Annotated in this window: 24 protein-coding genes; 2 read left to right on the top strand and 22 right to left on the bottom strand. The window is 27.7% G+C overall.

Features of this window, described 5'->3' with window-relative positions; translation table 11 throughout:
- Positions 1 to 13: 13 nt before the first annotated feature.
- The 5 genes from ACMCMH_RS00260 to ACMCMH_RS00280 are packed head-to-tail and all read right to left on the bottom strand — an operon-like array spanning position 14 to position 3,896.
- Positions 14 to 772, bottom strand: coding sequence for a lipopolysaccharide kinase InaA family protein (locus tag ACMCMH_RS00260; protein ID WP_412725913.1), 759 nt, complete (start codon positions 770 to 772; stop codon positions 14 to 16).
- A 41-nt stretch (positions 773 to 813) separates the two neighbouring features.
- Entirely contained in the window at positions 814 to 1,437 is a 624-nt protein-coding gene (locus ACMCMH_RS00265) for a YrbL family protein (protein WP_412725915.1), read from the bottom strand.
- Positions 1,434 to 2,057, bottom strand: a complete 624-nt coding sequence (locus ACMCMH_RS00270) for a YrbL family protein (protein WP_412725917.1) — start codon at positions 2,055 to 2,057, stop codon at positions 1,434 to 1,436. Before ACMCMH_RS00270 ends, ACMCMH_RS00265 begins: the two co-directional genes overlap by 4 nt.
- An 8-nt stretch (positions 2,058 to 2,065) precedes the next feature.
- Positions 2,066 to 3,163: a glycosyltransferase family 4 protein gene (locus ACMCMH_RS00275; protein WP_412725919.1), complete on the bottom strand. Its 1,098-nt coding sequence runs from the start codon at positions 3,161 to 3,163 to the stop codon at positions 2,066 to 2,068.
- Positions 3,153 to 3,896 (bottom strand): glycosyltransferase family 2 protein, encoded by a 744-nt coding sequence (locus ACMCMH_RS00280; RefSeq protein WP_412725921.1) that lies wholly within the window; start codon positions 3,894 to 3,896, stop codon positions 3,153 to 3,155. The genes ACMCMH_RS00275 and ACMCMH_RS00280 overlap by 11 nt, the downstream gene beginning before the upstream one ends.
- Positions 3,897 to 3,981: 85 nt before the next feature.
- Between ACMCMH_RS00280 and ACMCMH_RS00285 the strand changes: the two genes are divergently transcribed.
- Together ACMCMH_RS00285 and ACMCMH_RS00290 are read left to right on the top strand one after the other, a co-directional pair.
- Positions 3,982 to 5,052, top strand: coding sequence for a glycosyltransferase (locus ACMCMH_RS00285; protein ID WP_412725923.1), 1,071 nt, complete (start codon positions 3,982 to 3,984; stop codon positions 5,050 to 5,052).
- A 15-nt stretch (positions 5,053 to 5,067) separates the two neighbouring features.
- Positions 5,068 to 6,186, top strand: a complete 1,119-nt coding sequence (locus tag ACMCMH_RS00290) for a glycosyltransferase (protein WP_412725925.1) — start codon at positions 5,068 to 5,070, stop codon at positions 6,184 to 6,186.
- A 51-nt stretch (positions 6,187 to 6,237) separates the two neighbouring features.
- Here ACMCMH_RS00290 and ACMCMH_RS00295 read toward each other — a convergent pair whose 3' ends face one another.
- From ACMCMH_RS00295 to ACMCMH_RS00375, 17 genes are read right to left on the bottom strand one after another with little or no spacing between them, the layout of a single operon-like run.
- Entirely contained in the window at positions 6,238 to 7,320 is a 1,083-nt protein-coding gene (locus ACMCMH_RS00295; RefSeq protein WP_412725927.1) for a hypothetical protein, read from the bottom strand.
- The gene (locus tag ACMCMH_RS00300; protein WP_412725929.1) at positions 7,317 to 8,018 is read right to left on the bottom strand and encodes a hypothetical protein; all 702 of its coding nucleotides are present in this window, start codon (positions 8,016 to 8,018) and stop codon (positions 7,317 to 7,319) included. The genes ACMCMH_RS00295 and ACMCMH_RS00300 overlap by 4 nt, the downstream gene beginning before the upstream one ends.
- Positions 8,019 to 8,031: 13 nt before the next feature.
- On the bottom strand, positions 8,032 to 8,802 hold the full coding sequence (locus ACMCMH_RS00305; RefSeq protein WP_412725931.1) for an oxidoreductase: 771 nt from the start codon (positions 8,800 to 8,802) through the stop codon (positions 8,032 to 8,034).
- Positions 8,802 to 9,584: a nitrilase-related carbon-nitrogen hydrolase gene (locus tag ACMCMH_RS00310; protein WP_412725933.1), complete on the bottom strand. Its 783-nt coding sequence runs from the start codon at positions 9,582 to 9,584 to the stop codon at positions 8,802 to 8,804. Before ACMCMH_RS00310 ends, ACMCMH_RS00305 begins: the two co-directional genes overlap by 1 nt.
- Positions 9,584 to 10,876 carry a glutamate-1-semialdehyde 2,1-aminomutase gene (locus ACMCMH_RS00315; protein WP_412725935.1) on the bottom strand — a complete coding sequence of 431 codons (1,293 nt, stop codon included), beginning with the start codon at positions 10,874 to 10,876 and terminating at the stop codon, positions 9,584 to 9,586. Before ACMCMH_RS00315 ends, ACMCMH_RS00310 begins: the two co-directional genes overlap by 1 nt.
- Positions 10,860 to 11,882, bottom strand: a complete 1,023-nt coding sequence (locus tag ACMCMH_RS00320) for a Gfo/Idh/MocA family protein (RefSeq protein ID WP_412725937.1) — start codon at positions 11,880 to 11,882, stop codon at positions 10,860 to 10,862. Before ACMCMH_RS00320 ends, ACMCMH_RS00315 begins: the two co-directional genes overlap by 17 nt.
- The gene (locus tag ACMCMH_RS00325) at positions 11,883 to 12,596 is read right to left on the bottom strand and encodes an acylneuraminate cytidylyltransferase family protein (RefSeq protein WP_412725939.1); all 714 of its coding nucleotides are present in this window, start codon (positions 12,594 to 12,596) and stop codon (positions 11,883 to 11,885) included.
- A 25-nt stretch (positions 12,597 to 12,621) separates the two neighbouring features.
- Complete coding sequence (locus ACMCMH_RS00330; protein WP_412725941.1) at positions 12,622 to 13,332, bottom strand: cytidylyltransferase domain-containing protein; 711 nt, start codon at positions 13,330 to 13,332, stop codon at positions 12,622 to 12,624.
- A gap of 3 nt (positions 13,333 to 13,335) precedes the next feature.
- Positions 13,336 to 13,872, bottom strand: a complete 537-nt coding sequence (locus ACMCMH_RS00335) for a hypothetical protein (protein WP_412725943.1) — start codon at positions 13,870 to 13,872, stop codon at positions 13,336 to 13,338.
- The gene (locus ACMCMH_RS00340; protein WP_412725945.1) at positions 13,869 to 15,254 is read right to left on the bottom strand and encodes an AAA family ATPase; all 1,386 of its coding nucleotides are present in this window, start codon (positions 15,252 to 15,254) and stop codon (positions 13,869 to 13,871) included. Before ACMCMH_RS00340 ends, ACMCMH_RS00335 begins: the two co-directional genes overlap by 4 nt.
- A gap of 23 nt (positions 15,255 to 15,277) precedes the next feature.
- Positions 15,278 to 16,324 (bottom strand): nucleotidyltransferase family protein, encoded by a 1,047-nt coding sequence (locus ACMCMH_RS00345; protein ID WP_412725947.1) that lies wholly within the window; start codon positions 16,322 to 16,324, stop codon positions 15,278 to 15,280.
- A 1-nt stretch (position 16,325) separates the two neighbouring features.
- Positions 16,326 to 17,486: a UDP-N-acetylglucosamine 2-epimerase gene (neuC, locus tag ACMCMH_RS00350; RefSeq protein WP_412725949.1), complete on the bottom strand. Its 1,161-nt coding sequence runs from the start codon at positions 17,484 to 17,486 to the stop codon at positions 16,326 to 16,328.
- Positions 17,483 to 18,790, bottom strand: coding sequence for an RNA-binding domain-containing protein (locus ACMCMH_RS00355; RefSeq protein WP_412725951.1), 1,308 nt, complete (start codon positions 18,788 to 18,790; stop codon positions 17,483 to 17,485). Before ACMCMH_RS00355 ends, neuC begins: the two co-directional genes overlap by 4 nt.
- Positions 18,787 to 19,788 (bottom strand): N-acetylneuraminate synthase, encoded by a 1,002-nt coding sequence (gene neuB, locus ACMCMH_RS00360; RefSeq protein ID WP_412725953.1) that lies wholly within the window; start codon positions 19,786 to 19,788, stop codon positions 18,787 to 18,789. Before neuB ends, ACMCMH_RS00355 begins: the two co-directional genes overlap by 4 nt.
- A complete protein-coding gene (locus ACMCMH_RS00365; RefSeq protein WP_412725955.1) occupies positions 19,785 to 20,360 on the bottom strand; it encodes a NeuD/PglB/VioB family sugar acetyltransferase in 576 nt (191 codons plus the stop codon). The genes neuB and ACMCMH_RS00365 overlap by 4 nt, the downstream gene beginning before the upstream one ends.
- A complete protein-coding gene (locus ACMCMH_RS00370; RefSeq protein WP_412725957.1) occupies positions 20,360 to 21,499 on the bottom strand; it encodes a LegC family aminotransferase in 1,140 nt (379 codons plus the stop codon). The genes ACMCMH_RS00365 and ACMCMH_RS00370 overlap by 1 nt, the downstream gene beginning before the upstream one ends.
- Positions 21,499 to 22,689, bottom strand: a complete 1,191-nt coding sequence (locus ACMCMH_RS00375; protein ID WP_412725959.1) for a UDP-N-acetylglucosamine 4,6-dehydratase — start codon at positions 22,687 to 22,689, stop codon at positions 21,499 to 21,501. The genes ACMCMH_RS00370 and ACMCMH_RS00375 overlap by 1 nt, the downstream gene beginning before the upstream one ends.
- Positions 22,690 to 22,715 lie beyond the last annotated feature (26 nt).

Genomic DNA, 22,715 nt, shown 5'->3' on the forward strand with positions numbered 1-22,715 from the left:
TCATTACTGTAACCTAGTCTGTTACAGGATTTCCTTTTATTCTTTTTTTGAAGTTTTTTATTTTTTTATTTTTATTTGAAAAATACAACACATTTTGTTTAAATTCTTTTTTATTAGAAGTCTTATGATATTTAGTATATTCATCTGCCATAACTTCCAATATCTCATCTAATGCCCAAAGCTTTTCAAAATTCTGAGCCCTTTTTATTTCTGATAACTTATCAAAACTCATTCTATTTATATCAACTATTTTAAACTCATAGCCATCTGTTGTTTCTTTGATAAGAATATTCCCTGGAGAATAATCATCATGAAATATATTTTCTTCATGTAGTTCAAAAGTGAATTTTGCAAATGCTTTATAAATAGCATTGTACTCATCATCTGTTTTATTTAGTTGTTTTTTTAGTGCTTCTCTTATGGTATAAGTATAATCAAATTTTTCACTAATAAAATAACTTTCATCCAATAGAGTATTTTTATAAAATTCTATATAACCTATAGGTTTAGGTACAAACTTTTCTATCTTTATAGAATATTTATATGATCTTTTTGCTTTTGATTCTCTAAAAAATGTATATATTATTTTATTGAGTATATTTGGAACTTTAAAAGATTTAACAACTGTATCCATTCTTTCAAATTCTATAACCTTTAGTTCATTTCTAGCTTTATGAATACTATTTGAGTTATTATTAAAATATTTTTTTATATCCAATAAAAACTGTTCCATTATTTTATAGTTGGTATTTAGTTCAAATTTAATGTTCAAAAATTTCCTTATTGTATTTTTAATTGATAGAGTTTATTAACCTAAAATCGTGTAATTGGATTTTTATTTAAGGTTGTTCTTTTTAAATCTTTTTTATATGATTTCATTAACTTTATCCATTGTTTTTTTACTTTATACTTTCTGTACAATGAACAATTTAAATAAAGCCAAAATTTCAAACCTCTTCTCTTTGCACCTAATCCATCAACAATCATTAGTTTATAGTTATTTTCTTTATCTTTTTGGCATAAAATATTTGTCAAACTATTATCAATAAATAATATATCTTCTTTTTCTAAATATTCATTAAGTTCAGTTAATAATTTCTTTTGCTCTTCAACTGTTATAATTTTTTTTGCTAACAAATATCTAAATGACTTGACACTTGATTGGTCATAGTTCATTATTCTATCAAATACTAAACCATCCCCTAGATTTGTTTTAATAAAATCATAAGACAATACTAAATTAGATAAATTTTTCTTGTGCTTTCGTAAATATTTACTATATTCATAATCAATAAAATTCTGATCATTACTTATCCCTTCCTCTGAATATGTGACTTTAATAACTTTTGTACTATCTTCGGGATGAATATAACAAGCCCTACCACTTCCTTTTGCTATGAGAAGATCATCATTGAGTATAACATTTTTTGAAATCATTTATTTTTATCTCTTCCTTTTTTATACTTAATTAAGTTTTTTTTAAAAAAAGTATATTTTTTTATAAAATCTTTCCATTGTTTTCTAATTTTATATTTAGTATACATTTTTGAGTGTAGATAAAACCAAAATTTAAAACCTTCTCTTTTCCCACCTAGTCCATCAATAATAATCAATCTAAATTTAGATTTTTCATATTCACAACAAAGTATATTATTTAATGCATTATCTATAAATAATATATTATTTTCAAAAATGAAATTTTTGAGTTCATTCATCACAAGAGTTTCTGTTTTAATATCTAATCTTTTTTTAAGAATTATTTGTGTTAAAGGAGCAGAAATTTTTCCATCATAATCATATACTTTATCAAAAACTAAACCCTTTCCTAAGTTTGTGTCGACAAATTCATAACATTTTGATATATGCAAAAAAGGTATTTTCGATTTTTCAAGAAACTTATAGTATTTGTACTCTATGTTATTTCTACTTCCACCATACGCATAAGTACCATTTTTTTTATATAAAATTTTGATTATTTTTTTTGAATCTGAAGGATGAAAGAAACATTCTCTCTCACCTCCTCTTGCCATAAAGTCTTTTTCTTCTAAAGTTAACACTCTTTCTCCTAAATCATTTTCAAAAAACTATTTAACTTTTCAAACTGTTTGTTACTATCAAAACATTCATTTGCTTTTTTATGTCCAGCTTTGGCAAGTTTATTTTTCAACTCTTTATCATCATAAAGCATCTCTATTTTTGAAGCTAAATCTTTAAAGTCTCCAGTTTCAAATAAAAGTCCACTTTCTTTATCATCAATGATTTCTAGTACCCCTCCACTATTAGAGCCAACAACAGCTGTGCCAACTTTCATAGCCTCTACTGTAACTAATCCAAAAGTTTCATTTTTGGAAGTCATCAAAATCACATCAGATACTTGCATAAACTTTGTAGGCTCTTTTGTAAAACCTGTAAATATAATATTATCTTCAAGAGAATAATCTTTTACTTGTTGTTTAAGTTTTTCTAAATATTCATTATTCATAGCAGATCCAACTATATATGCCTTTATATTTAACTCTTTCTCTTTTAACAATTTCATAGCTTCTATAAGTAAATGCTGACCTTTAAATTCATTGATTCTACCTACAAGCCCTACTATAAAAGCACTGCCTATTTCCAACTCTTTTTTAAACTCTTCTATTTTGTCATCACATAAAAGTTCAGGTGCATTGGCTCCAAGGTAGATCACTTTTGTTTTTGGTCGAGTTTTTTCTGGAATAAATTTATTTATTTGATCTTCTAGTGCTTTTGTCACACAAATAATAGTATCGATATTTTTATATAAAAAATTATGATAAAAATCATCTTTAAATCTTGTCATAGTCATATGTCGTGTTTGTACTATTTTTGGTTTTCTTTTTGACAATAACTTAGCTAATACTATAATAGGGATATCTTTTGTCCAATGAAGATGTACTATATCTATATCTTCTTGGTCAATTATTTTTGCTAACCTAAAAGATGAAACGAATGAAAAACTACTTTTTCTTTGTATCTCAAATGTTTTAACATTTTTTATAAAATCTTTGAGTTTTGAGTTTGTAGAGACTACACAAGACACATCAAACTCTTTTGATAGTTCATTGGAGCAGTTACTCATATATAGCTCTAATCCACCTAAATCAGGAGAAAGACAAACTTCTAGTATCTTTTTATTTGTCATTTTTTTGCATCTCAAGCATTAACGCATATTTCATATAAGAACTATATGCAGATATCACAGCAACATTCCAACCATGAATACCATGAAAAGCTCCACCTTTTAAAACCAAAGCTTTAAACAAAGCCCCTACTCCATGAACAAATGGATCTAATGATGATGCTTTTTTTCCTGACTCAAGAGATATTTGGGCACCTCTTTTGATAAACTTTTCAGTAGTTCGTATCATTTGTATATAATCTTCATAAGAATAATGAAGCATATCAGCCTTTAAATCACAAACATTTTTAGCTTCTACTTTAGCATGACCTTTTTGTTTTGAATAGGCACATTTTTTTCTGTTATAAAGTCGAGTAACTCTATCTGGATACCAAAGTTTAATAAAATTATCCCCTACATAAGTTTTTCTTGCAAATGAGAAACCATCATAAGAAGTGGTTTCTAAATCAAGTTTTTGTATCTCTTCAATTGCATTTAAGTCCAGTCGTTCATCTGCATCTATACTTAAAATCCAATCATTTGTAGCATAGTTTTCTCCAAAAGCTTTTTGAGGACCATCACCTAAGTATTTTTGCTTAATAACTCTTGCACCTAAATGTTCAGCTATTTCGCAAGTTTTATCATTACTTAAAGAATCTACAACCAAAACTTCATCACAAACAGTTTGAACTGATTTTATAACAGCTTCTATATTTTTTTCTTCATTCAGTGTAATTATATTTGCAGTGATTTTCAAAACATTATGACCTTTTATTTAAATAACACATATTATATAATAAATTTAATTTATATTAGATATAATGCATTTTTAAAGGTACTAAATGAAACAAAAAACTGCAGTTATATGTTTATCAAGAGTAAATGGTGGAATGGAATTAGCCTCTGTAAAACTAGCAAGGTTACTCAGCAGTAAAGTAGAAACAGAATTTATTGCAAGAGATAATAGCTACATAATAAATAAAAAAGAACATTTTGAAAACTATAGTATCAAAGTTCATGAAGTTTCTTTTAGTAGTAATTTAAGTTTAAAACTTATCAAACAAGTAAGAAAAATCTTAATTGATAACAATATTAAAAATATTATTTTTCTTGGAGCTTCAGAGATGAAGTCTTTATATTTTGCAACATTAGGGTTAAATATAAACTTCATTATAAGACAAGGTTCTAAAAAAACGACATCTAAAAAAGATTTAATTCATAAATTACTCTATTCAGAAGTTGATTGCTTTGTGGGGAACTGCGAGTATATGAAACAAAATATTATTGATATTTTACCTATACCAAAAAAGGCACAAGTTCAAAGAATATATTCATCTCTAAAGCTAGAAAAAGACATCTCTTATAACAAATATGATGGGGTGATTAATCTCATTCATGTAGGAAGAATACATCCTGGCAAAGGGCAGTTTGAAGCGATTAAAGCATGTGAAATTCTTGACAAAAATAATATTGAATTTAAATTAAATTTTTTAGGAGATATTCAAGATAAAAATTATTTTTATACTATGATAAACTATCTTAAAACAACACCATATCAAAAGAAAGTTGAATTTATAGGTTACACGAGCGAAGTTAAAACATATCTTCAAGAAAGTGATATTTTTATCTTTCCTAGCTTAGGGGAAGGGATGAGTAATGCGATCATCGAATCACTTGGATTTGGACTGATTCCTATTATTTACAACGATACTTCATCCCCAGAATTTAAAGACTTAGGTTTTCATATACATTTAACAAAAGAAAACAACATAAAAAACCTAAGTGAAATAGTTCTTGATGTTGCCCAAAATATTGAGGAAGAGAAACAAAAAGCAGTTTCAAATCACGACAAAGCATTAGAGATATTTGCTTTAAAACGAGAACAAAAAGAGTATTTAGACTTACTTGTATAAAAAAGGGAATAAAATTTGAAAATAGTTTATATATCAAGATCAATCATACCATCAAGAACAGCAAATAGTATAAATGTGATGAAAATGTGTAGTGCTTTTGCAGTATTAGGTCATGAAGTGACTCTTTTGGCTCCGTGGACAAAAAAACTTGAAGAAAAAAATATTAATAATATTTATGAATACTACGGAGTAGAAGAAAACTTTATTCTTAAAAAAGTTTTTTCACCAAATATCAAATACTTAAAAAAAAGAATTTATTCATTAAGATGTTTATCAATAGTTAAAGAAATAAAACCTGATTTAGTCTATGGGAGAGATGAATCATTAGCTTTTTATTTAACACAAAAAAATGATTTTTTAACATTATTTGAAAAACATGAACCACTTAAAGAGAAAGAGAAATTTTTAAATTATTTTTTTCATAAATTTATTCAAAGTTCTAAAACTACAAAATTGGTAACTATTTCGAATGCACTTAAAACTATCTATCAAAACTCATATAATATAAATCCAAATGCTATACTAGTAGCTCACAGTGGAACAAATAAAATCCCAAATAATGATATCCCTAAAAATGTAAAACTTAATTCATCGCGAGTACAAATAGGATATGTAGGAAGTTTACTAAAAGGAAAAGGTGTAGAAATCATCGTAGAGTTAGCAAAAGAGATGCAAAATGTAGATTTTCATATTATTGGTGGAAATCAAAAAGATTTAGATTTTTGGAAAACCAATGGTTCTTATACAAATTTAATATTTCATGGTTTTGTAAGTCCAAAAGAAACTTACAAGTACAGAAATATGTGTGATATATTACTTGCACCATATCAAAGTAATAAAGAGGGAAATCGTCTTAGTGAGTTCATGTCCCCTATTAAACTTTTTGAATATATGTCTTCAAAAAAAGCAATCATTTGTTCAGACTTTAAAGTCTATAGAGAGGTTATAAATGAAGAATGTGCTGTTTTAGTAGACTATAAAAACATCACTCAATGGAAAGATGCAATTAATAATTTGATAAACGATAAAGACAAAAAAAATAAACTAGCTCAAAATGGATATGAAATATTTTTAGAAAATTATACTTGGGAGAAAAGAGCACAAAATATTATTGATTTTGCACTTATAAAATAATTAATTAGATAAGCAAATTAATTTATACCCCTTACTTAAAGTACTTTTGAGTTATACTTTATATTCTACTTTTGTATAACTATCGATCAAACTATCTGATCCAATTGCAAAATAGTTTTTATACGCATATCTTATTATATTTTGTAATATCTTTGATTTATTTATACGCTTTATTTCATTATTTTCAAAAACTTCAATATCTATTTGTAGTCTATCGGTTAACTCATACAGATCTTTTTTTCTACACTCTGGTAAAAATGGCAACATCAACGACACTATTTTCTTGTCAAATTGAACTGCAATACTCAAAGCATTACTATAATGACCAAAAACAATTTTACTATTCTTTATATAACTATAACTATCACCATAGATAGTTTTATGATGTTTTATAAATTCTAACTCTTTTTTCAAACTATTAGGGTGACATAGTATTATTATCTCATCGAGTTTATATTTCTGTTTTGCTAAACGCAAATACTTTTCAAGACTTTCATAATAAAGTTTTCCATCTAATTTTTCTTTTGCACACTCACCTTCTGTATGAAATGGTAAATACTGATCTACAAATACACCTATATTTGATATTTTATCTATTTTTTGAGATTTTACAGTATTTAGATGATTTATTTTTAATACTTGTTTTGGATTATATTTGTATATACCTTTCATGTTAAAAAAAGATGAATTAGTAAAAAGATATTCAGCTTTCTGTTTTGAAAAAATATTTTTTATTTTATACTGACAGTATTTGATGCCAAATTTTATTATTTTTAGAGGATGAAGTATTCGGCTTGGGTTTCTTTCCGTTCCTTTGTTAGAAACTATAGAATACTTGATGTTATTTTTATACAAGAAGTTAATATATTTGTCGGTATTAGAAGTATCCCTAGGATGAAAAAGAAAAATCATATCTATACTATTATTTTGTGTAAAATTAACTAACTCATTAAGAGTATCTATTTTTCTTATTTTTTCATCTTTAATTTCATCTAAAAAAATCTCTTCTATAGTATTTTCTAAAAATACATTTGTAGCATCTATAATATAGTCAAAAAAAGTAAAAGCTTTTTCTCCACCATAGGCATTAATATATTTCTGTCTAATTGCAAGTGTTGTTATTAAAATTTTCATTTATGTGATTCAATATACTTTTTAAGTAAAGGATCCGTTGCATACACATTAATTAAATTATTAAATTTAACAACATTTTTTATAAATTCCTTATCTTTTTCTAAATGATAATCAGACATAATTATATTTTTGTCATAAAAATGTCCAGAATTAGGATCTATACCTATTCCTAACAAATAAATATCCATTTTTATATTTTTGTATTGTTCAAGCATTATAGCTAAAGATAACATCCCCGTTGATATGTGCGTAAACCTATTTTTTTTTCCTTTTAAATTATAAAGATAATATTTGAAAAGTCCTTTTAAACCATAATTTTTTAAAATAAATTTATTACTTATATACTTATTTTTACACTTATTTAAGATTTTCTCATTTAAGTAAATAATATTATTTTGATTAAAAGTTGTTTGACTTAAATTATATTTTGATTCTTCTGTTACTGTCTTTAATGCAGTTACAAATAATGTATCAACATATGATTCTTTAATTTCATTGTAATCAACCGTACATACTTTATCTCTTTTTGTAAATATATAATTACTAACCACTCCATATAAAGTTGCTTCATTTTTATATTTTTGTATTCTTTGTACAGCAACATTTGCACCTACAACTACATCTGGCACAATTCCTTCAGGATATAATATATCAGGTTTTGAACCAATAATGAATACTTTATTTATTTTATTTTTCATAATTCCTCTTTCTTTATATTGTAAATCCATCATCAATAATAATATTTTGTCCATTAACATATTTACTCATATCACTTAATAAATAAATTAATGTTCCTTTAATATCACTTTTATCAAGCATACCTTTATTTAGACATTTTTCTTTATATTTTTCTAAAAAAGATTCGTGTTGACTATCAAATATTCCACCAGGACTTAGAGCATTTACTTTGATGTTCATACCTTTAAAGTATTTTGCCATATACTTAGTTAGATGAATAAGTCCTGCTTTAATTGCAGCATATTCTACGGGCATAGTCATAAGTGTATTTTCATATACCTCAAACTTAGGAGCGATAACACCATAAATAGATGATATATTTACAATATTTCCATGACCTTGAGTTTCAAAATATTTTGCAAATTGTTGTGATGTGATAAAATATCCACCTAAATTAAGTCCTAGATTTTCTACAAAGTCATCATACTCTACATCAAAAAAATGTCTAGCATAATTCTTATTTCTTGGATAAGCATTATTTACAAGAGCATCTATATGTCTGTACTTATTGTTTAAATAATCTATACATTCATTTAATGATTCTTTAGAAGTTATATCGAGTCTTACAAAATCTATATTTTTAGTATCAAGTTTTAAAGATAAATCATCCTTTACTTTTAATCCGATTTCTTCATTTATATCTGCAATAATTGCAATACCATTTTGTTCAACTACGGCTTTAACAAATTCCTGACCAATTAAACCGGCTCCACCTGTTATTGTAACTACTTTATTATTTAACATTAAATTATTTCCTTATAAAGTTCTATTTTTCTATCATTAGTAGTATTAAACTGATTTTTAAACTTTTTTGTAAATTCTTTATTTATATTATATATCTTCATATCTTTTAAATTTTCAAACAGTTCTAAATCACCATTTACATTATACAGATTACTACTTTCTATATATTCCAAACCATTATCATCACAACCAGTTCGATTTACTCCTACAACCAAAGTTTGATTCTCAATTGCTCTTGCTTTTAGTAAAGTATTCCAATGATCTATTCTTTTAGCTGGCCAATTAGCAATATTTACAAGAATATCACACTCTTTAGCATAAGCACTATATAGTTCTGGAAATCTTAAATCATAGCAAATGGTCAATCCTATTTTTATATCTTTAAACTTAACTACTGTTAATTGATTGCCAGCATTAAAATATTTATCTTCACCAGCAAAAGAAAATGGATGAATTTTTGAATATTTACCTAAAATAATGCCTTTATTATCAATAAAAATACTTTTATTTAATGCTTTTTTATTATCTTTTACTACTACACCAAACAAAATAGCGATGTCATGAAAAACTGATAAATCTTGAAATTTTTTTATTGTTTCACTATTCTTTTCCTCTTCAGAAGTTTCTGCTATATTTGTAGAAAAACCTGTAAGTGTCATCTCTGGAAAAATAATCAAATCTACTTTTTTATCTGAAGCTTCTTTCATATATGCTTCACATAAAATTAAATTTTCTTTTTTATCTTCCCAAATTTGATTAAGTGAAACAAGGGCAATTTTCATTAGTTATATTTCCTAAATACTGGTTTAATGACATCACCAACAAGATAGTTTTCATATCCCTCATCAACTGCTTTTTTATAAACTTCAAATGTTTTTTCTAAGGCTTCTTTAGTTAATGCTAACTCTTTTTCTCCATGTGCATAACTTACTGATATCCAAGGCATCATCACACCATTTTTTATCATCTCTTGAGAGAATAGCGTTCTAAGACCAAGGGAGTTTTTTCCATCTTTATCAAATGTTAGATAATAAGGACTACAATCAACCCCACCAGCTACAAAATTATTTTCAATACCATACTTTTTTGCCATATTAGTCAATAAATCGATTAAATCTTTACCATATTTCCAAATATGTTCAATTACTTTATTTTCTTTTAGAAATTTAACAGACTCTACAAATGCACCAAGACCATTCATCTCAGCACCATGAGTAGTTGAAAGTAAAAAAAGTCTTTCAGCCCCCTCTTTTTCAATAGAACCTAGCTCCATAATTTCTCTTTTTCCAGCAACTGCTGCAACAGAAAAACCATTTGCCATAGCTTTACCAAATGTACAAAGATCCGGAGTAACATTATAGTAGTGTTGAGCACCTTTTAAATGCCATCTAAACCCTGTTATCATTTCATCCAGAATAAATACAGCACCATATTTATGACAAACTTCTTTTACTTTATTTAGAAAATTATCTTTTGGATGTTCACTTGATGATGGTTCCAAAATAACACAAGCTATTTCGGTTGGATATTGTTCAAATAATTTTTCAAGTGATTCGATATTGTTATAATTAAACAACTTAGTATTATCAATATCTTTTTGAGGAATACCTTTAGTAATTGGTGTTGAACCGATAAACCAATCATCATAAGAGAAAAATGGTTGTTCTTCACATCGTGCCACCATCATTCTACCTGTATATGCACGAGATAATTTTACTGCTGCTGTTGTAGCAGTTGAACCATTTTTTGTAAATTTAACCATTTCAACACTATCTATAGTATCAATTAATAATTCTGCCGCTTCAAGCTCTATTAAAGAGGCTCTTGTTAAATTATTTCCAAACTCCATTTGTGCATAAGCAGCTTTATTAATAGTTTCATTTGCATAGCCCAAATTTACTGCACGAAGCGCCATTCCATAATCTAAAAATTTATTTTCATTTTCATCATAAATATATGCACCTTTTCCTCTTTTAAGTATTTTAGGAGCATTTACAGGATATTGGTCGAAGCCTCTACTGTAAGTGTGAGCACCTCCTGGTATTGCTTTTAATAATCTATCTTGATAAGTCATGTTTTCCCTCACTAATATCTTCTAATTTGTATAATGTTTGTAAAATCTTGTAATCAGCTTCAAGTGTATTAGAATAATTCGTTTTTTGCCCTTGTATTGCTAAAGTCACATTATTTACAAAATCTTTTACTTCATTGATGTATGGTTCTTCTGGATTAATATATCCATCTTGAACTGTTCCTGTATCGAAAGAAACTGTTATCCAATCTTTCATCTCAGCATTGATATACTTAACATCATTTGTATCGCCACTAAAAATAATTTCACCTTCTGAACCTATGACTCTAAATTCTCTAACAGCTTTTGGTCTTGATATAACTTCGACGGTCAAATTACCTATAATATTATTTGGATATTCTAAAATACAATGATATATGTCATCAATATTTGCTGGTATATCAGTAAGTTTTTTTCTAACACAAGCTAAAGGAGTTGAATCACCAAATATATCATTTAACCATGTTAATTCAAAAGGTACAATTTCTCTCGCACCTCCAGTATCAGGATTAGAAACATAAAAATCTTCAATCTTTTCCCAAGGATGCCAATCTGGTAAATATTGTCCTGTATGATAGTTATAATTTAATACTTTACCAATGATATTATTTTCAATTAACTCTTTAATCTTCCTTGGTCCAGGATAATATCTCATAGTACATGATGGAGCCATTAGAATATTTTTATCTTCAATTATTTTTGAAAGTTCTAATATTTTATCTGCATCCACCACGGAAGCTTCTATAAAACAACTAATATTATTCTTAGCTGCAAAGTATGCATATTTCATATGTAAATTGGGAGGAGTAGAAATTAAAAATGCATCAGGCTTACTATTAATTACTGCTTCATCAAAATCATTAAAAACTTTAATACCATATTCTTTAGCCTCATTAGTTCTGTCACTTCTAGGATCAAATCCTGCTATATTATCTATATGTCCTAAAGCAATTAAATTTCTCACTCTTCTTTTACCCATTGAACCTAAACCTATAACTAAAAAATTCATTTACACTCTCCATTCAAATTTCATGATATTCTCTATTGCAAGAAAATCATATATATCATCAATTTCATAACATTGGTATCTTTTTATTTCAAAATAAGTATTTCTATTAGTATAAAAAGTTTTTTCTTCTAAAAAAGCTTCCATTTTAACAACATATGCGACTCCATATGGGAAAAAAGCAATATCATTATCTTGTCTTCTTGTAGACATTTCTAAGTCTTTCCAGTATTGTACTAAAGTATGGTTGACTGTTTTTTTCATAATAGATGGATGTTCATGTACTTCACCTATACTAATTATTGAATCAAATCTATCTTCAAATTTTAAAATTTTTTCAATAATCTTATCAATATCATTATCTTCTCGTAGTGGAGAAGTTGGTTCAAGTAACACAATATAATCATATTCTTTATTTAACTCAGTCTTATAATAATCAATAGTGTGTTTAACTGCATCAAATGAAGTAGCAGTATCATTTGCTAGATTATCAGGTCTTAAAAAAGGGACATTTGCTCCATAATCTTTAGCTATATCTGCAATCTTTTCATAATCAGTAGATACAACAACTTCATCTAAATATTTACTTTTCAGTCCAGCTTCGATACTCCATGCAATAAGTGGTTTTCCACAAAGTTCCTTTATATTTTTTCCTGGTAACCCTTTGCTCCCACCTCTAGCAGGAATAATTGCTAAAAAAGTTTTTTCTTTGTACATTATAAATACCTTATTACATTATTTTTTATTTTAAAGTTATATTAAGTTTTTTTATCGTAGATTTTTTTAAATTAACAATATCAAAATCAATCTCTTCATCAATATCTATAGAACTTTCCCTATCCATTTTATAGGCAAATATATTTTCTTTTAGAAAAAAGTTTTTTTCTTCTAATAGTTTTTCAGTTTTGCAAATATAAATAGCTCCATTTAGTCTATAGTATTTTTCTAAATCTTGACTTCGTGTATTTAAAACTTCATCTCTGAGAAAACCTTCCATAGATAAACTTTTTTCTAAAGTATTTGACCACAGTGGACTATGATCCATCTCACATACACTTACTATGGCATCTGCATTTTTTGTTTGAACTAGTTCTATTGCTTCGTTTATATGTTTTTCATCTCTTAGCGGACTGGTAGGCTGTAATAAAACTATATAGTCGTATCTCTCTATATTCTCTATAGTGTGTTTTATCGCATCAAATGTTGTAGCCGTATCACTTGCCAATTCTACTGGTCTTTTTATAATATCTGCACCAAATTTAGTTGAGATATTTAAAATCTCATCATCATCACTACTTACTACAACCTTATCAATATACTTACTTTTTAGCCCTGCTTCAATACTCCAAGAGATAAGTGGTTTTCCAGCTAAATCAAGTACATTTTTTCGAGGTAATCTCTTGCTTCCACCACGAGCAGGAATTATAGCTAAAAAAGTTTTTTCTTTATACATATTTTAAATCACCATTCCTATATCTTTTGCTAAAATTATTTGTACATCTTTTAAAAATGCTTTCAAACTTGATTTCAAATCATTTATCAAATATTGAAATGCTATAATATCTGAAATATTTTTTGAGCATATAGCTATGATAAATATTTTTGATTTATTTATATTAAATTTTACATTTTCTGTCAATTGCTTAAGAATTAAACTTGTTTCTAGATATTTAGCTCTTAATTCATCTCTGATGATATTTCTCGGATCTATCTTTTTATTCAATTTTTTACCAAGCTGTTTTTTTGACTCTACTGTAAGTGAATCTTTTCTAATCATTATTGAATCAAACTGTTTTTTTATATCCGATATTTCGATTAGCAAAATCTCTTCTTTTTTATACTTTAAATAATCACAAGATTTTAAATCTTTGCAACCTATACTCATTTTAAGACTATTGCATCCATCTAGTTTTAAAGCTTTTCTATTAAGAATCTTATTGTCATGATTTGAACATTCTGTATCTATATATTCTCTATATTTTAAGATATTCACATCATACCTTTCATATACATTTCATAAAAAGGAGAGCTTAAGTCACTTAGTATCTCTTCTATTTTTTCTTTTTCATTTAGATTTGTAAAGCTTTCTTTATATGGCATTTTATTGATTGCTATTAAATCTTTTGCTTTATCGTCTTTTTTTATTATTAATTCAATTGCCTTTATCATATCTATACTATGTGTTGCAATAATTATATTTGCTCCTGCTTGTGCTACTTTATAAAGGACATCCACAAGTGCCACTTGCCATTTTGGATGAAGATGTGCTTCTGGCTCATCGATGATAAGAAATGAACCTTTATTTATGATATTATTTCTAAGAAGCAAATCTATAAGTCCTATATTACTAAGTCCCATCGCTGTTAACGATAATGGTATGGAAATTCCTTTTTCATTAATATATTCTATATCTCCTGATTTAGTTATATTTAATTTCCCATTCATAAGAGCTTGTAATTCATCACTTAATTCTTTAAAATCTGGTTTATCAAGATATTTCTTATCCAAAAATTCATAAAGTTTTTCTATATAAAGAGGATAGCCTTTTAGGTATCTATCATTAAAAATATCCAAAGTTTTAGAAAGAAATCTATTTTCACTTTTCTCTAAACCTTTTCTTATCTTCAGATATACAGGAGAATCAATAAAAACTATATTTCTTAGTTTTTGAATTTCCATGATTCCTTTTGAAGAGAAGGAAAAATCTAAAATGCCATTTTCATCGGTGATCATATTTCCTATGCTATCTATATCAAATTTAATTTTTTTACTTTTTGATTCACCATTTAAAAGTGTTTTTAAATTTGTTACTTGAAAATTTTTTTTAAAATTATCATCTAAATTTTCTTCAATACCATGTACTACTACTTTTTTATAATCCTTTACAATATTGATTATTTTTTCAAAATTTATAAGAATGTCATCTAAGTTTTTTTTTACTATTTGAAATTTTTTTAATGTTTCTCTTTGTTTATAATAATACTTTATGGCTTCTATAATATCTATACACTTTTCTTCAAACTCTTTTGATAGTAATTCTTGTATATCCAACTCTGATGATTGATATGCTTCAAACATTGATATTAAAAAAGGATCATATTCATTATGAAATCTTTCAATAAACTCTCTATCAACTGCTGCTTGTGATGAAAACTTATCTTCAAAAGCAGCAAATTGTTTCTTTATCAATGTTAAATTTTCTATAAATTCTCTTGTAATATAGTCTTTATTAAGTGCATCCAAGATACTATAAATACTTTTTGTAGCAAAACTTTTTCCGCTACCATTTTCACCTGCAATGATAGTCAATGGTTTTATCACAAAATTTGCTTTTTTTATATTTCCAAGATTTTCTATATTTAGATTAAAATTCATTTTTTTACCTTTTGTATCACTTACTAAAACACCTCGTCATATTCTTCATTTGCTTTTTTATACTCTTCTAGTCTTCCAATATCTAGCCAATATTCTCTTAAAGGAAATGATATGATATTTTTTTCTTCACTTATAAGTTTTTCAAAAAGTGTTGGCATATCATAAAACTCATTTTGAGGAATATATTCCAATATCTCTGGACTTAACATATATATCCCTGCACTTACAAAAAATTTATGTGTTGGTTTTTCTTCTATAGAAAGTATTTTACTATCTTTTATATTTACAACACCATAAGGCACTTGAAAATCATACTCTCTTACACACATTGTACCCATAGAATTATTTGAAATATGATAGCTATCTAAATGTTCAAAATTTACATTTGTGAGCAAGTCACCATTCATCACAAAAAATGGCTCAGTTGGTTTATTTTTTAGTAGGCTCAATGCACCTGCAGTTCCCATCCGTTGTTCTTCGAAAATATACTCAATATTTACTCCAAATTCACTACCATCTTTAAAAAAATCTTGTATAACATCTGACTTATAATTCACGCATAAAACAATATTGGCATATCCATACTCTGCAAACTTTTCTACTATAGTTTGAAGAATCGGTTTATTACCAACCTTTAGCATAGGTTTTGGTGTATTATCTGTAAGTGGCCGTAGTCTTGTACCAAGTCCACCTACCATAAGGATAACTTTATTTATTTTCTCTTTTGGTTTGATAAGCTCATCTATTTCTTTAATACCTAGAAGTTTTCCATTTGCATCTACGATAGGTATCTGATGGAGCTTTTTAGCTAATGCTATTTTTAAGATATCTTCTTTTGTATCACTTATTTTAGCAACAGTTGGTGTTTTAAAAATGATAGATTCTATAGAACTATTTAAATCAAGCCCTTGAAGTAAACCTCTTCTAATATCCCCATCAGTTAAAGTACCAAGTAGTTTGTTATTTTCATCTACGACTAAGGCTATTTGCATAGCTGCTTTATCTATTATCTCTAAAGCATTCTTTATCGTTGAGTTTTGTTGTAATTTTAATTTTTCTATATTTTGCATATTAAACCTTTAGATTATAAAATGATTTTTTTAATATATTATCTAAATCAACATTTTTTATAACTTCAATAATTTGTTCACTAGCGCATCCATCACCATAGGGATTTTTTACTGTTTTTAAAATATCTTTGAACTCACTCAAATAAAGTTTATCAAAAGCTTTTTTAATACTTTGTTTATTTGGTTCGCAATCTAGCACACTGTCTGCTTTGATTCGCCCTTTTTGTCTATCTCCAATATTGATTGTTCCTATTTTAAAACTAGGAGCTTCGGCTAATCCACTTGAACTATTTCCTACCATCGCATCTACATATTGTAAAGCACTTAGATATCTAAGTTGTCCTAAAGATGTAAAGCATACTGCTTTATGAGCATTTTTAGCCACATAGTCATCACACATTTGATTTATAATTCTTCCATCAGTGTCACTATTTGCTTTTGTGAAAATTATATTTGTATCTTCTAACTCATCAATAACATCTAAAAGTTCTACAAATTGCTCTTTTGCTGTTGAGTTTTCAAGTGTTACGGGATGAAATGTCACTAATATATTTTTCCTATTAAGTTTAAAATCAATTGACTTTTCAAACTCTTCTTTTGATAGTAAGTTTAATCTTTTAATATTTTCTATTCCCATTCCCCCTACATTAAAAACTCTTGATGGACTTTCACCCAATTGTATCACTCTATTTTCATACTCATTAGTAGCTACAAAATGAAGATGACTCATTTTAGTGATACTATGACGAATAGATTCATCAAAAGCACCCTCTGTTGTTTCTCCACCATGCAAATGAGCAATAGGAATTTGAGCTATCATAGCTGCACTTACAGCAGAAAATATCTCATATCTATCACCAAGTACGATTATAATATCAGGTTTTAATTCTTCATAGCTTTCTGCAAAAGATATCTGAGCTAAGCCCATAGATTTAACAATACCAACCGATGTATCAGAAGATAAAAGCATCTCTATTTTTTTATTTATTTTAAAATCATTTTCTATTTCTTTATAAGTAAGTCCAAATTCAGGACTTAAATGCATACCTGTAACTATAATTTGAAGTTCTAAATCTTTATCTGTTTCTATCTCTTTAATCAGCCAATAAAGTAAGCCGTATTCTGCTCTTGTACCTGTTACTACACATATTTTTCTAGTCATATTAAAACATAGCCTCCTGTTTTAGGTGCACCTTTGAACTCTATTATGTTTTCATCTCTGAGTTGCTTTATATATCTTTCAATGGTTCTTTGTGTAACAATTGAAAAATTTTCTGCTATCATATTAGCTTTTACGGGTTGATTTTCTTTTATAAATTCAAGTACTTCATTTACTCCGACATTTACTCCGACATTTACTCCGACATTTACTCCGACATCTTCTTTTATTTCTCTTGTATCTTTATAAAAAACATTTCTCATATAATTTTTCTTTATATTAAAACTTTCTTTCCCATAAACAGATAAAATCCTATTAAGTCCTGAACCTAAGTGTTCTACTAGCTCAAGATCTTTATATATTCGCATGATTTCTCTACTATTTGGCTTGGAGTATCCATCAAAAAATTCTTCTTCATTTTTAATCGTTGATAGTCCACCTGTTGAAGTTATCTCTATTCTATCATCAAATATCTCAAAAACTGGAGGATTTTCTGTAGTATAGTCGTTGTGAACTATTGCATTTATCACAGCTTCTCTTAAGGCTACTTTATTCCAAAGTGGTTGTTCTTTTCTTCTATTAGATGTGATGAGTGCAGCTGTTTTATTTTCTATTTCTAATTTTTCTAAAACACTTTTAGTAGCTTTTATGAGTGAACAATAGCCATATTCATTGTTTTCTATTAAATCAATTTTATCGTTTCCTTTATATTTTGCTACTTTTATAGATGTGCCATTTGTATCAGCCATAAGATATGCTACATAGTTATAATATCCATCTTCTGTCAAAAGTTCAAGATTTGAGGCAAATTTATCATTGAGTTTCAGTCCTATCTCTTGATAATAGATTTTTAACTGCTCAAAAGTAAGATCTTGTCTTCTTGATTTTATATTGCCAAGTGAGTTTCTTACTCTTTTTGCAAAAAGGTCTTCTATCATATTTTCAGTCATAGGTTCACTACTGCTTCCAACTCTTATAAAACAACCTTTGACTGACATACCATGTTTTTTAACATAATAAGGAGTTTCTCTTCCACTTGCAATATTAATTTTGATAATATTTTTTTGCTCTTTTTGCTCTACTGTCACTTCAAAAAGTCCAAGACAAGATGGAGAGATACCATGTTTTAGTTTATCTTTTATCTTTAGCTGAGTCTCATCGCTATCTGATACACCAACTATTTGACCTAAGCTACCTATCCCTATATAAACAATACCACCATCTCTAGAGTTCAAAAAAGCCACAACCTCTTTTTCAAATCCATCAGTAAGTTTGACTTTATATTCTATACGGTTTGTTTCACTCATATCAACTCATCTTCTTTATAGTCTTGAATAGCTACACTTCCAACTATCTCATCCCATCTCATAGGACTTATACCATTGCCTGGTCTTTTGATAGCTAAGTTTGTTTCACTTAACAGATCACCTTTTTTTATAGCACTCTTTGCTACTATAGATTTTCTAGCTATTTGTATATTTGGTGTTTCACTTTTTGAAGGTTTTTTTACGCTACTTCCGAGCGCTAATTCTATATTACGAATTGCACTTACCATAGCTTTTAATTCATCAGGTTCTAAACTAGCCTTATGGTCAGGTCCTTCCATAGTCTTATCAAGCGTAAAGTGCTTTTCTATACAACTAGCACCCATAGCAACTGCTGCTGTTGGTACTTCTATACCTAAAGTATGGTCACTATATCCGAAAGCTACATCAAAAGTATTTCCAATAGTCACCATCGCTTTTAGATTTACATCTTCCATAGGTGTTGGATACATTGTATTTGCATGCAAAACAGTAATATTTTCTTTTTGTGTACCAGCTTCTATCAAGATATCTAGAGCATCTTCAATTTCACCAATATCAGCCATACCAGTAGAAAGTATCACTTTTTTGTTCAGTTTTCCTATATGTCTAAGATATGGAAGATTTGTGATCTCACCACTTGGAATTTTAAAAATTTCTAAGCCTAAACCATTGAGAAGTTCTATACTATCATGGTCAAATGGCGTTGATAAAAACATGATATTTTTAGAATTGCAATATGATATAAGTTCTTTGTGTGTATTGATATCCAGTTCAAGTTTTTTGAGCATATTAAACTGAGAATCATCTCCATCATTCATATTTGTTTTTTGATACTGAGCTTTTTTTGCATTTTTACTCACTAAGTTTGAAGCTTTAAATGTTTGGAACTTTACAGCATCCACACCTGCTTCATACGCTACATCAATAAGTTTTTTTGCTAAATCAAAAGAACCATTATGGTTTACACCTGCTTCTGCTATTATAAATGTTTTATTCATTTTGATACACTCCCTGCTTTTATAAATCCATATATATTTACACTTTCTTTAGAAGTTGCATTACTTCCAAAAAATGTATTTCCTTCTACAACTACTCCACCGTTTAAAACGCTTGCCGTTGAGATATGGCAATTATCTTTAACCTTACAGTCGTGTTCTATAAGTGCTTTTGTATTTATGATACAGTTTTTACCTATGCTTGCATTTGCATTTATTAGTGCTTGATGCATCACAACTGTTCCTTCGTCCACACTTGCATGTTTTGATACATAAGCAAGTGGAGAGATGATAGTAGGTAGATTAAATCCTATCGCTTTTAGCTTATCAAAAAGTTTGACTCTTACTTCATTGGTTTTAATCTGTCCTATTGTTATACAAGCATTTTGACAAGATTTAAATAACTCTTCAAGATTATCATCACAAGCTATGATTTCATAGCCTAAAACCTTTGTACCAATAAGCTCTTTTTTATCTACTATTCCAATGATATTGTATTTGTTTTCTTGCTCAATAACATCTATCACACTATGACAATGTCCACCACCACCTATAAGGATAATATTTTGTTTCATTACAAAATTACACTACTTGGAATATTTACAACTCTTTCTTCAAGATATTTTGCATTTTTAAGATCGCTACTCTGGCAGTTTTCAAACATCTCTAACTCATTCATCAATTTCCAGATTGGCCGTGTCATCATGCCATTTTTATTTGTAAACTCTAGAAACTCATCTCTTGTTTTTACATCTTTAAGAACCACAGCTTGTAGCCAATAATTTGATGATGAATTTTGTGGCTGGTTAATAAAATCTATATCATCAATAGTTTTAAAAAAATCATCATATTTCAAAGCTAGTTCTTTTTTATTTTCTACAAACTTATCTAGTTGTTCTAGTTGTGCAACTAATAATGCTGCATTTAAATTTGGCATACGATAATTGAAACCTATCTCATCATGTACATACTCAAATGGATGTGGTACTTTTGCTGTTGTAGTGAGATGTTTTGCTTTTTTAGCTAATGTCTCATCATCTGTAACGATAACTCCACCACCACCACTTGTTATGATTTTATTTCCATTAAAAGAAAATGCTCCTACTTTACCAAATGTTCCTGTATGTTTTTCATTGTAGTAACTTCCTAAAGATTCAGCGGCATCTTCAACTAACGCGATATTCCACTTATCACAGATATCTCTGATTTCATCTATTCTACATGAGTGTCCAAAAGTATGCATAGGTACGCACGCTTTTATTACTTTTTTTGTCGTTTTATTTATACATTGATTGTTTATGATTTCACAATTAATTTCTAAAAAATTTTTTAAAGAATCTGGGCTTAAACCCATCGTATCTAAATCAACATCTACAAATATAGGCTTCGCACCTATGTATGAGATAGCATTACAAGTAGCTATAAAAGTAAGTGGCTGTGTGATTACTTCATCATCTTTTTTTACATCTGCTAAAATAAGAGAGATATGAAGAGCTGCTGTTCCATTTACAGTGGCAATAGCAAACTTACTTCCAACTTTTGAAGCAAACTCTTTTTCAAACTGATCTACATATTTTCCTACACTTGAAACAAATGTAGAATCAATACAATCGTTTAGATACTTTTTTTCATTCCCTATAAATCTTGGTTCATGTAAAGGAATAAAGTCATTTGTATTAAATGTTTTTTTTATAAAATTAACTATTTTTTCCATTACATCTTCCCATCAAGATATTTACCTGTTTCTTTATGTCCAAAGTCTGGAATCATAGTATAAAATTCTTTTACAATATCTTCTTTTGTCCAAGATAAATTTTGTTTAAAAGTTTTAATTGTAGTTTCAAAATGATTTAACTTTTCTTCTTCAAATATCGCTTCATTTTTAATCACTCCTAAATTTTCAAATCTATCCATATCTAAAGTTTCTTGATCTGTAAAAAACTCTTCAAAATCTTTTTCACCTGTTGTATCACTAGGAGTAAATAAACAAGGATATTTCCCTTCTTGAGGTAAAATTTTTGCTAATTTTCTTGCTTCCTCTTCATCTTTACATAAATATGGTTCATATCCTAAACTTTCAAGATATTTAACTGCAATATCTGAAAAAGTTATAAGGTGTAAGTTTTCACTAAGTTTTGGGAAAAATATATCTCTATTTTCTCCAAAAACACAAGACATAAGACAAAGCTCACCACTCTCTTGTGGAGTTACAAAATATCTTTTTATATCATTTGGTGCTACTAGTGGTTGGTTTTTTTTGATTCGTTGATCAAATCCATGAAGTAAAGATCCATCAGAAAAAGCTACATTTGCAAATCTTGCCATAGAAACTTTCATATCTTGAGATTTTCTATTTACAAACATCTCCATGATTCTTTTGCTAGCTCCCATCATATTTACAGGATTAGCTGCTTTGTCCGTACTCACACAAAAATATTTTTTTGTTCCATTTTGGATAGACTGAGCTATTGTTTTATCAGTATTGAAAATATTTGTTTCAATCATTCGCATAAGTGTATATGGATCTTTTTCACTTCGTACATGTTTTAAAGCAGAAAGATTTAGCACATAATCATATTGACCATCAGATTTGATAAATGCATCATATTCTAAAGAACCAATATCAAGTGCATAAGTAGCAAACTCACCATCAATATATCCAAAAGAACTCCTAATATCTCTAACCAACTCAACCATATTGTTCTCACTAATATCAACAACATGAAGTTTTTTAGGATTTCGTTTAAATATTTCTTTTGTTACAGCTTGACCTATAGAACCAGCTCCTCCAATAACAAGAAATGTAGAACTTGAAACTATCTCTTTGAGTTCTGTATCATTGTTTTTTATATCTTCTACAAAAAGTTCTTTTGTTCTACCTATTAGATTTAATATTTTATTCATTTTATATTCCAATTTATAATTTTTAG

The sequence above is a fragment of the Arcobacter sp. 15-2 genome (genome assembly GCF_047159865.1).
Lineage (GTDB): Bacteria > Campylobacterota > Campylobacteria > Campylobacterales > Arcobacteraceae > JAIOSF01.

Coding starts and splice junctions, on each gene's coding strand:
- ACMCMH_RS00265 (WP_412725915.1), bottom strand. CDS start 1,437: ATGATTTCAAAAAATGTTATACTCAATGATGATCTTCTCATAGCAAAA.
- ACMCMH_RS00275 (WP_412725919.1), bottom strand. CDS start 3,163: ATGACAAATAAAAAGATACTAGAAGTTTGTCTTTCTCCTGATTTAGGT.
- ACMCMH_RS00285 (WP_412725923.1), top strand. CDS start 3,982: ATGAAACAAAAAACTGCAGTTATATGTTTATCAAGAGTAAATGGTGGA.
- ACMCMH_RS00295 (WP_412725927.1), bottom strand. CDS start 7,320: ATGAAAATTTTAATAACAACACTTGCAATTAGACAGAAATATATTAAT.
- ACMCMH_RS00300 (WP_412725929.1), bottom strand. CDS start 8,018: ATGAAAAATAAAATAAATAAAGTATTCATTATTGGTTCAAAACCTGAT.
- ACMCMH_RS00305 (WP_412725931.1), bottom strand. CDS start 8,802: ATGTTAAATAATAAAGTAGTTACAATAACAGGTGGAGCCGGTTTAATT.
- ACMCMH_RS00310 (WP_412725933.1), bottom strand. CDS start 9,584: ATGAAAATTGCCCTTGTTTCACTTAATCAAATTTGGGAAGATAAAAAA.
- ACMCMH_RS00315 (WP_412725935.1), bottom strand. CDS start 10,876: ATGACTTATCAAGATAGATTATTAAAAGCAATACCAGGAGGTGCTCAC.
- ACMCMH_RS00320 (WP_412725937.1), bottom strand. CDS start 11,882: ATGAATTTTTTAGTTATAGGTTTAGGTTCAATGGGTAAAAGAAGAGTG.
- ACMCMH_RS00325 (WP_412725939.1), bottom strand. CDS start 12,596: ATGTACAAAGAAAAAACTTTTTTAGCAATTATTCCTGCTAGAGGTGGG.
- ACMCMH_RS00330 (WP_412725941.1), bottom strand. CDS start 13,332: ATGTATAAAGAAAAAACTTTTTTAGCTATAATTCCTGCTCGTGGTGGA.
- ACMCMH_RS00340 (WP_412725945.1), bottom strand. CDS start 15,254: ATGAATTTTAATCTAAATATAGAAAATCTTGGAAATATAAAAAAAGCA.
- ACMCMH_RS00345 (WP_412725947.1), bottom strand. CDS start 16,324: ATGCAAAATATAGAAAAATTAAAATTACAACAAAACTCAACGATAAAG.
- neuC (WP_412725949.1), bottom strand. CDS start 17,486: ATGACTAGAAAAATATGTGTAGTAACAGGTACAAGAGCAGAATACGGC.
- ACMCMH_RS00355 (WP_412725951.1), bottom strand. CDS start 18,790: ATGAGTGAAACAAACCGTATAGAATATAAAGTCAAACTTACTGATGGA.
- neuB (WP_412725953.1), bottom strand. CDS start 19,788: ATGAATAAAACATTTATAATAGCAGAAGCAGGTGTAAACCATAATGGT.
- ACMCMH_RS00365 (WP_412725955.1), bottom strand. CDS start 20,360: ATGAAACAAAATATTATCCTTATAGGTGGTGGTGGACATTGTCATAGT.
- ACMCMH_RS00370 (WP_412725957.1), bottom strand. CDS start 21,499: ATGGAAAAAATAGTTAATTTTATAAAAAAAACATTTAATACAAATGAC.
- ACMCMH_RS00375 (WP_412725959.1), bottom strand. CDS start 22,689: ATGAATAAAATATTAAATCTAATAGGTAGAACAAAAGAACTTTTTGTA.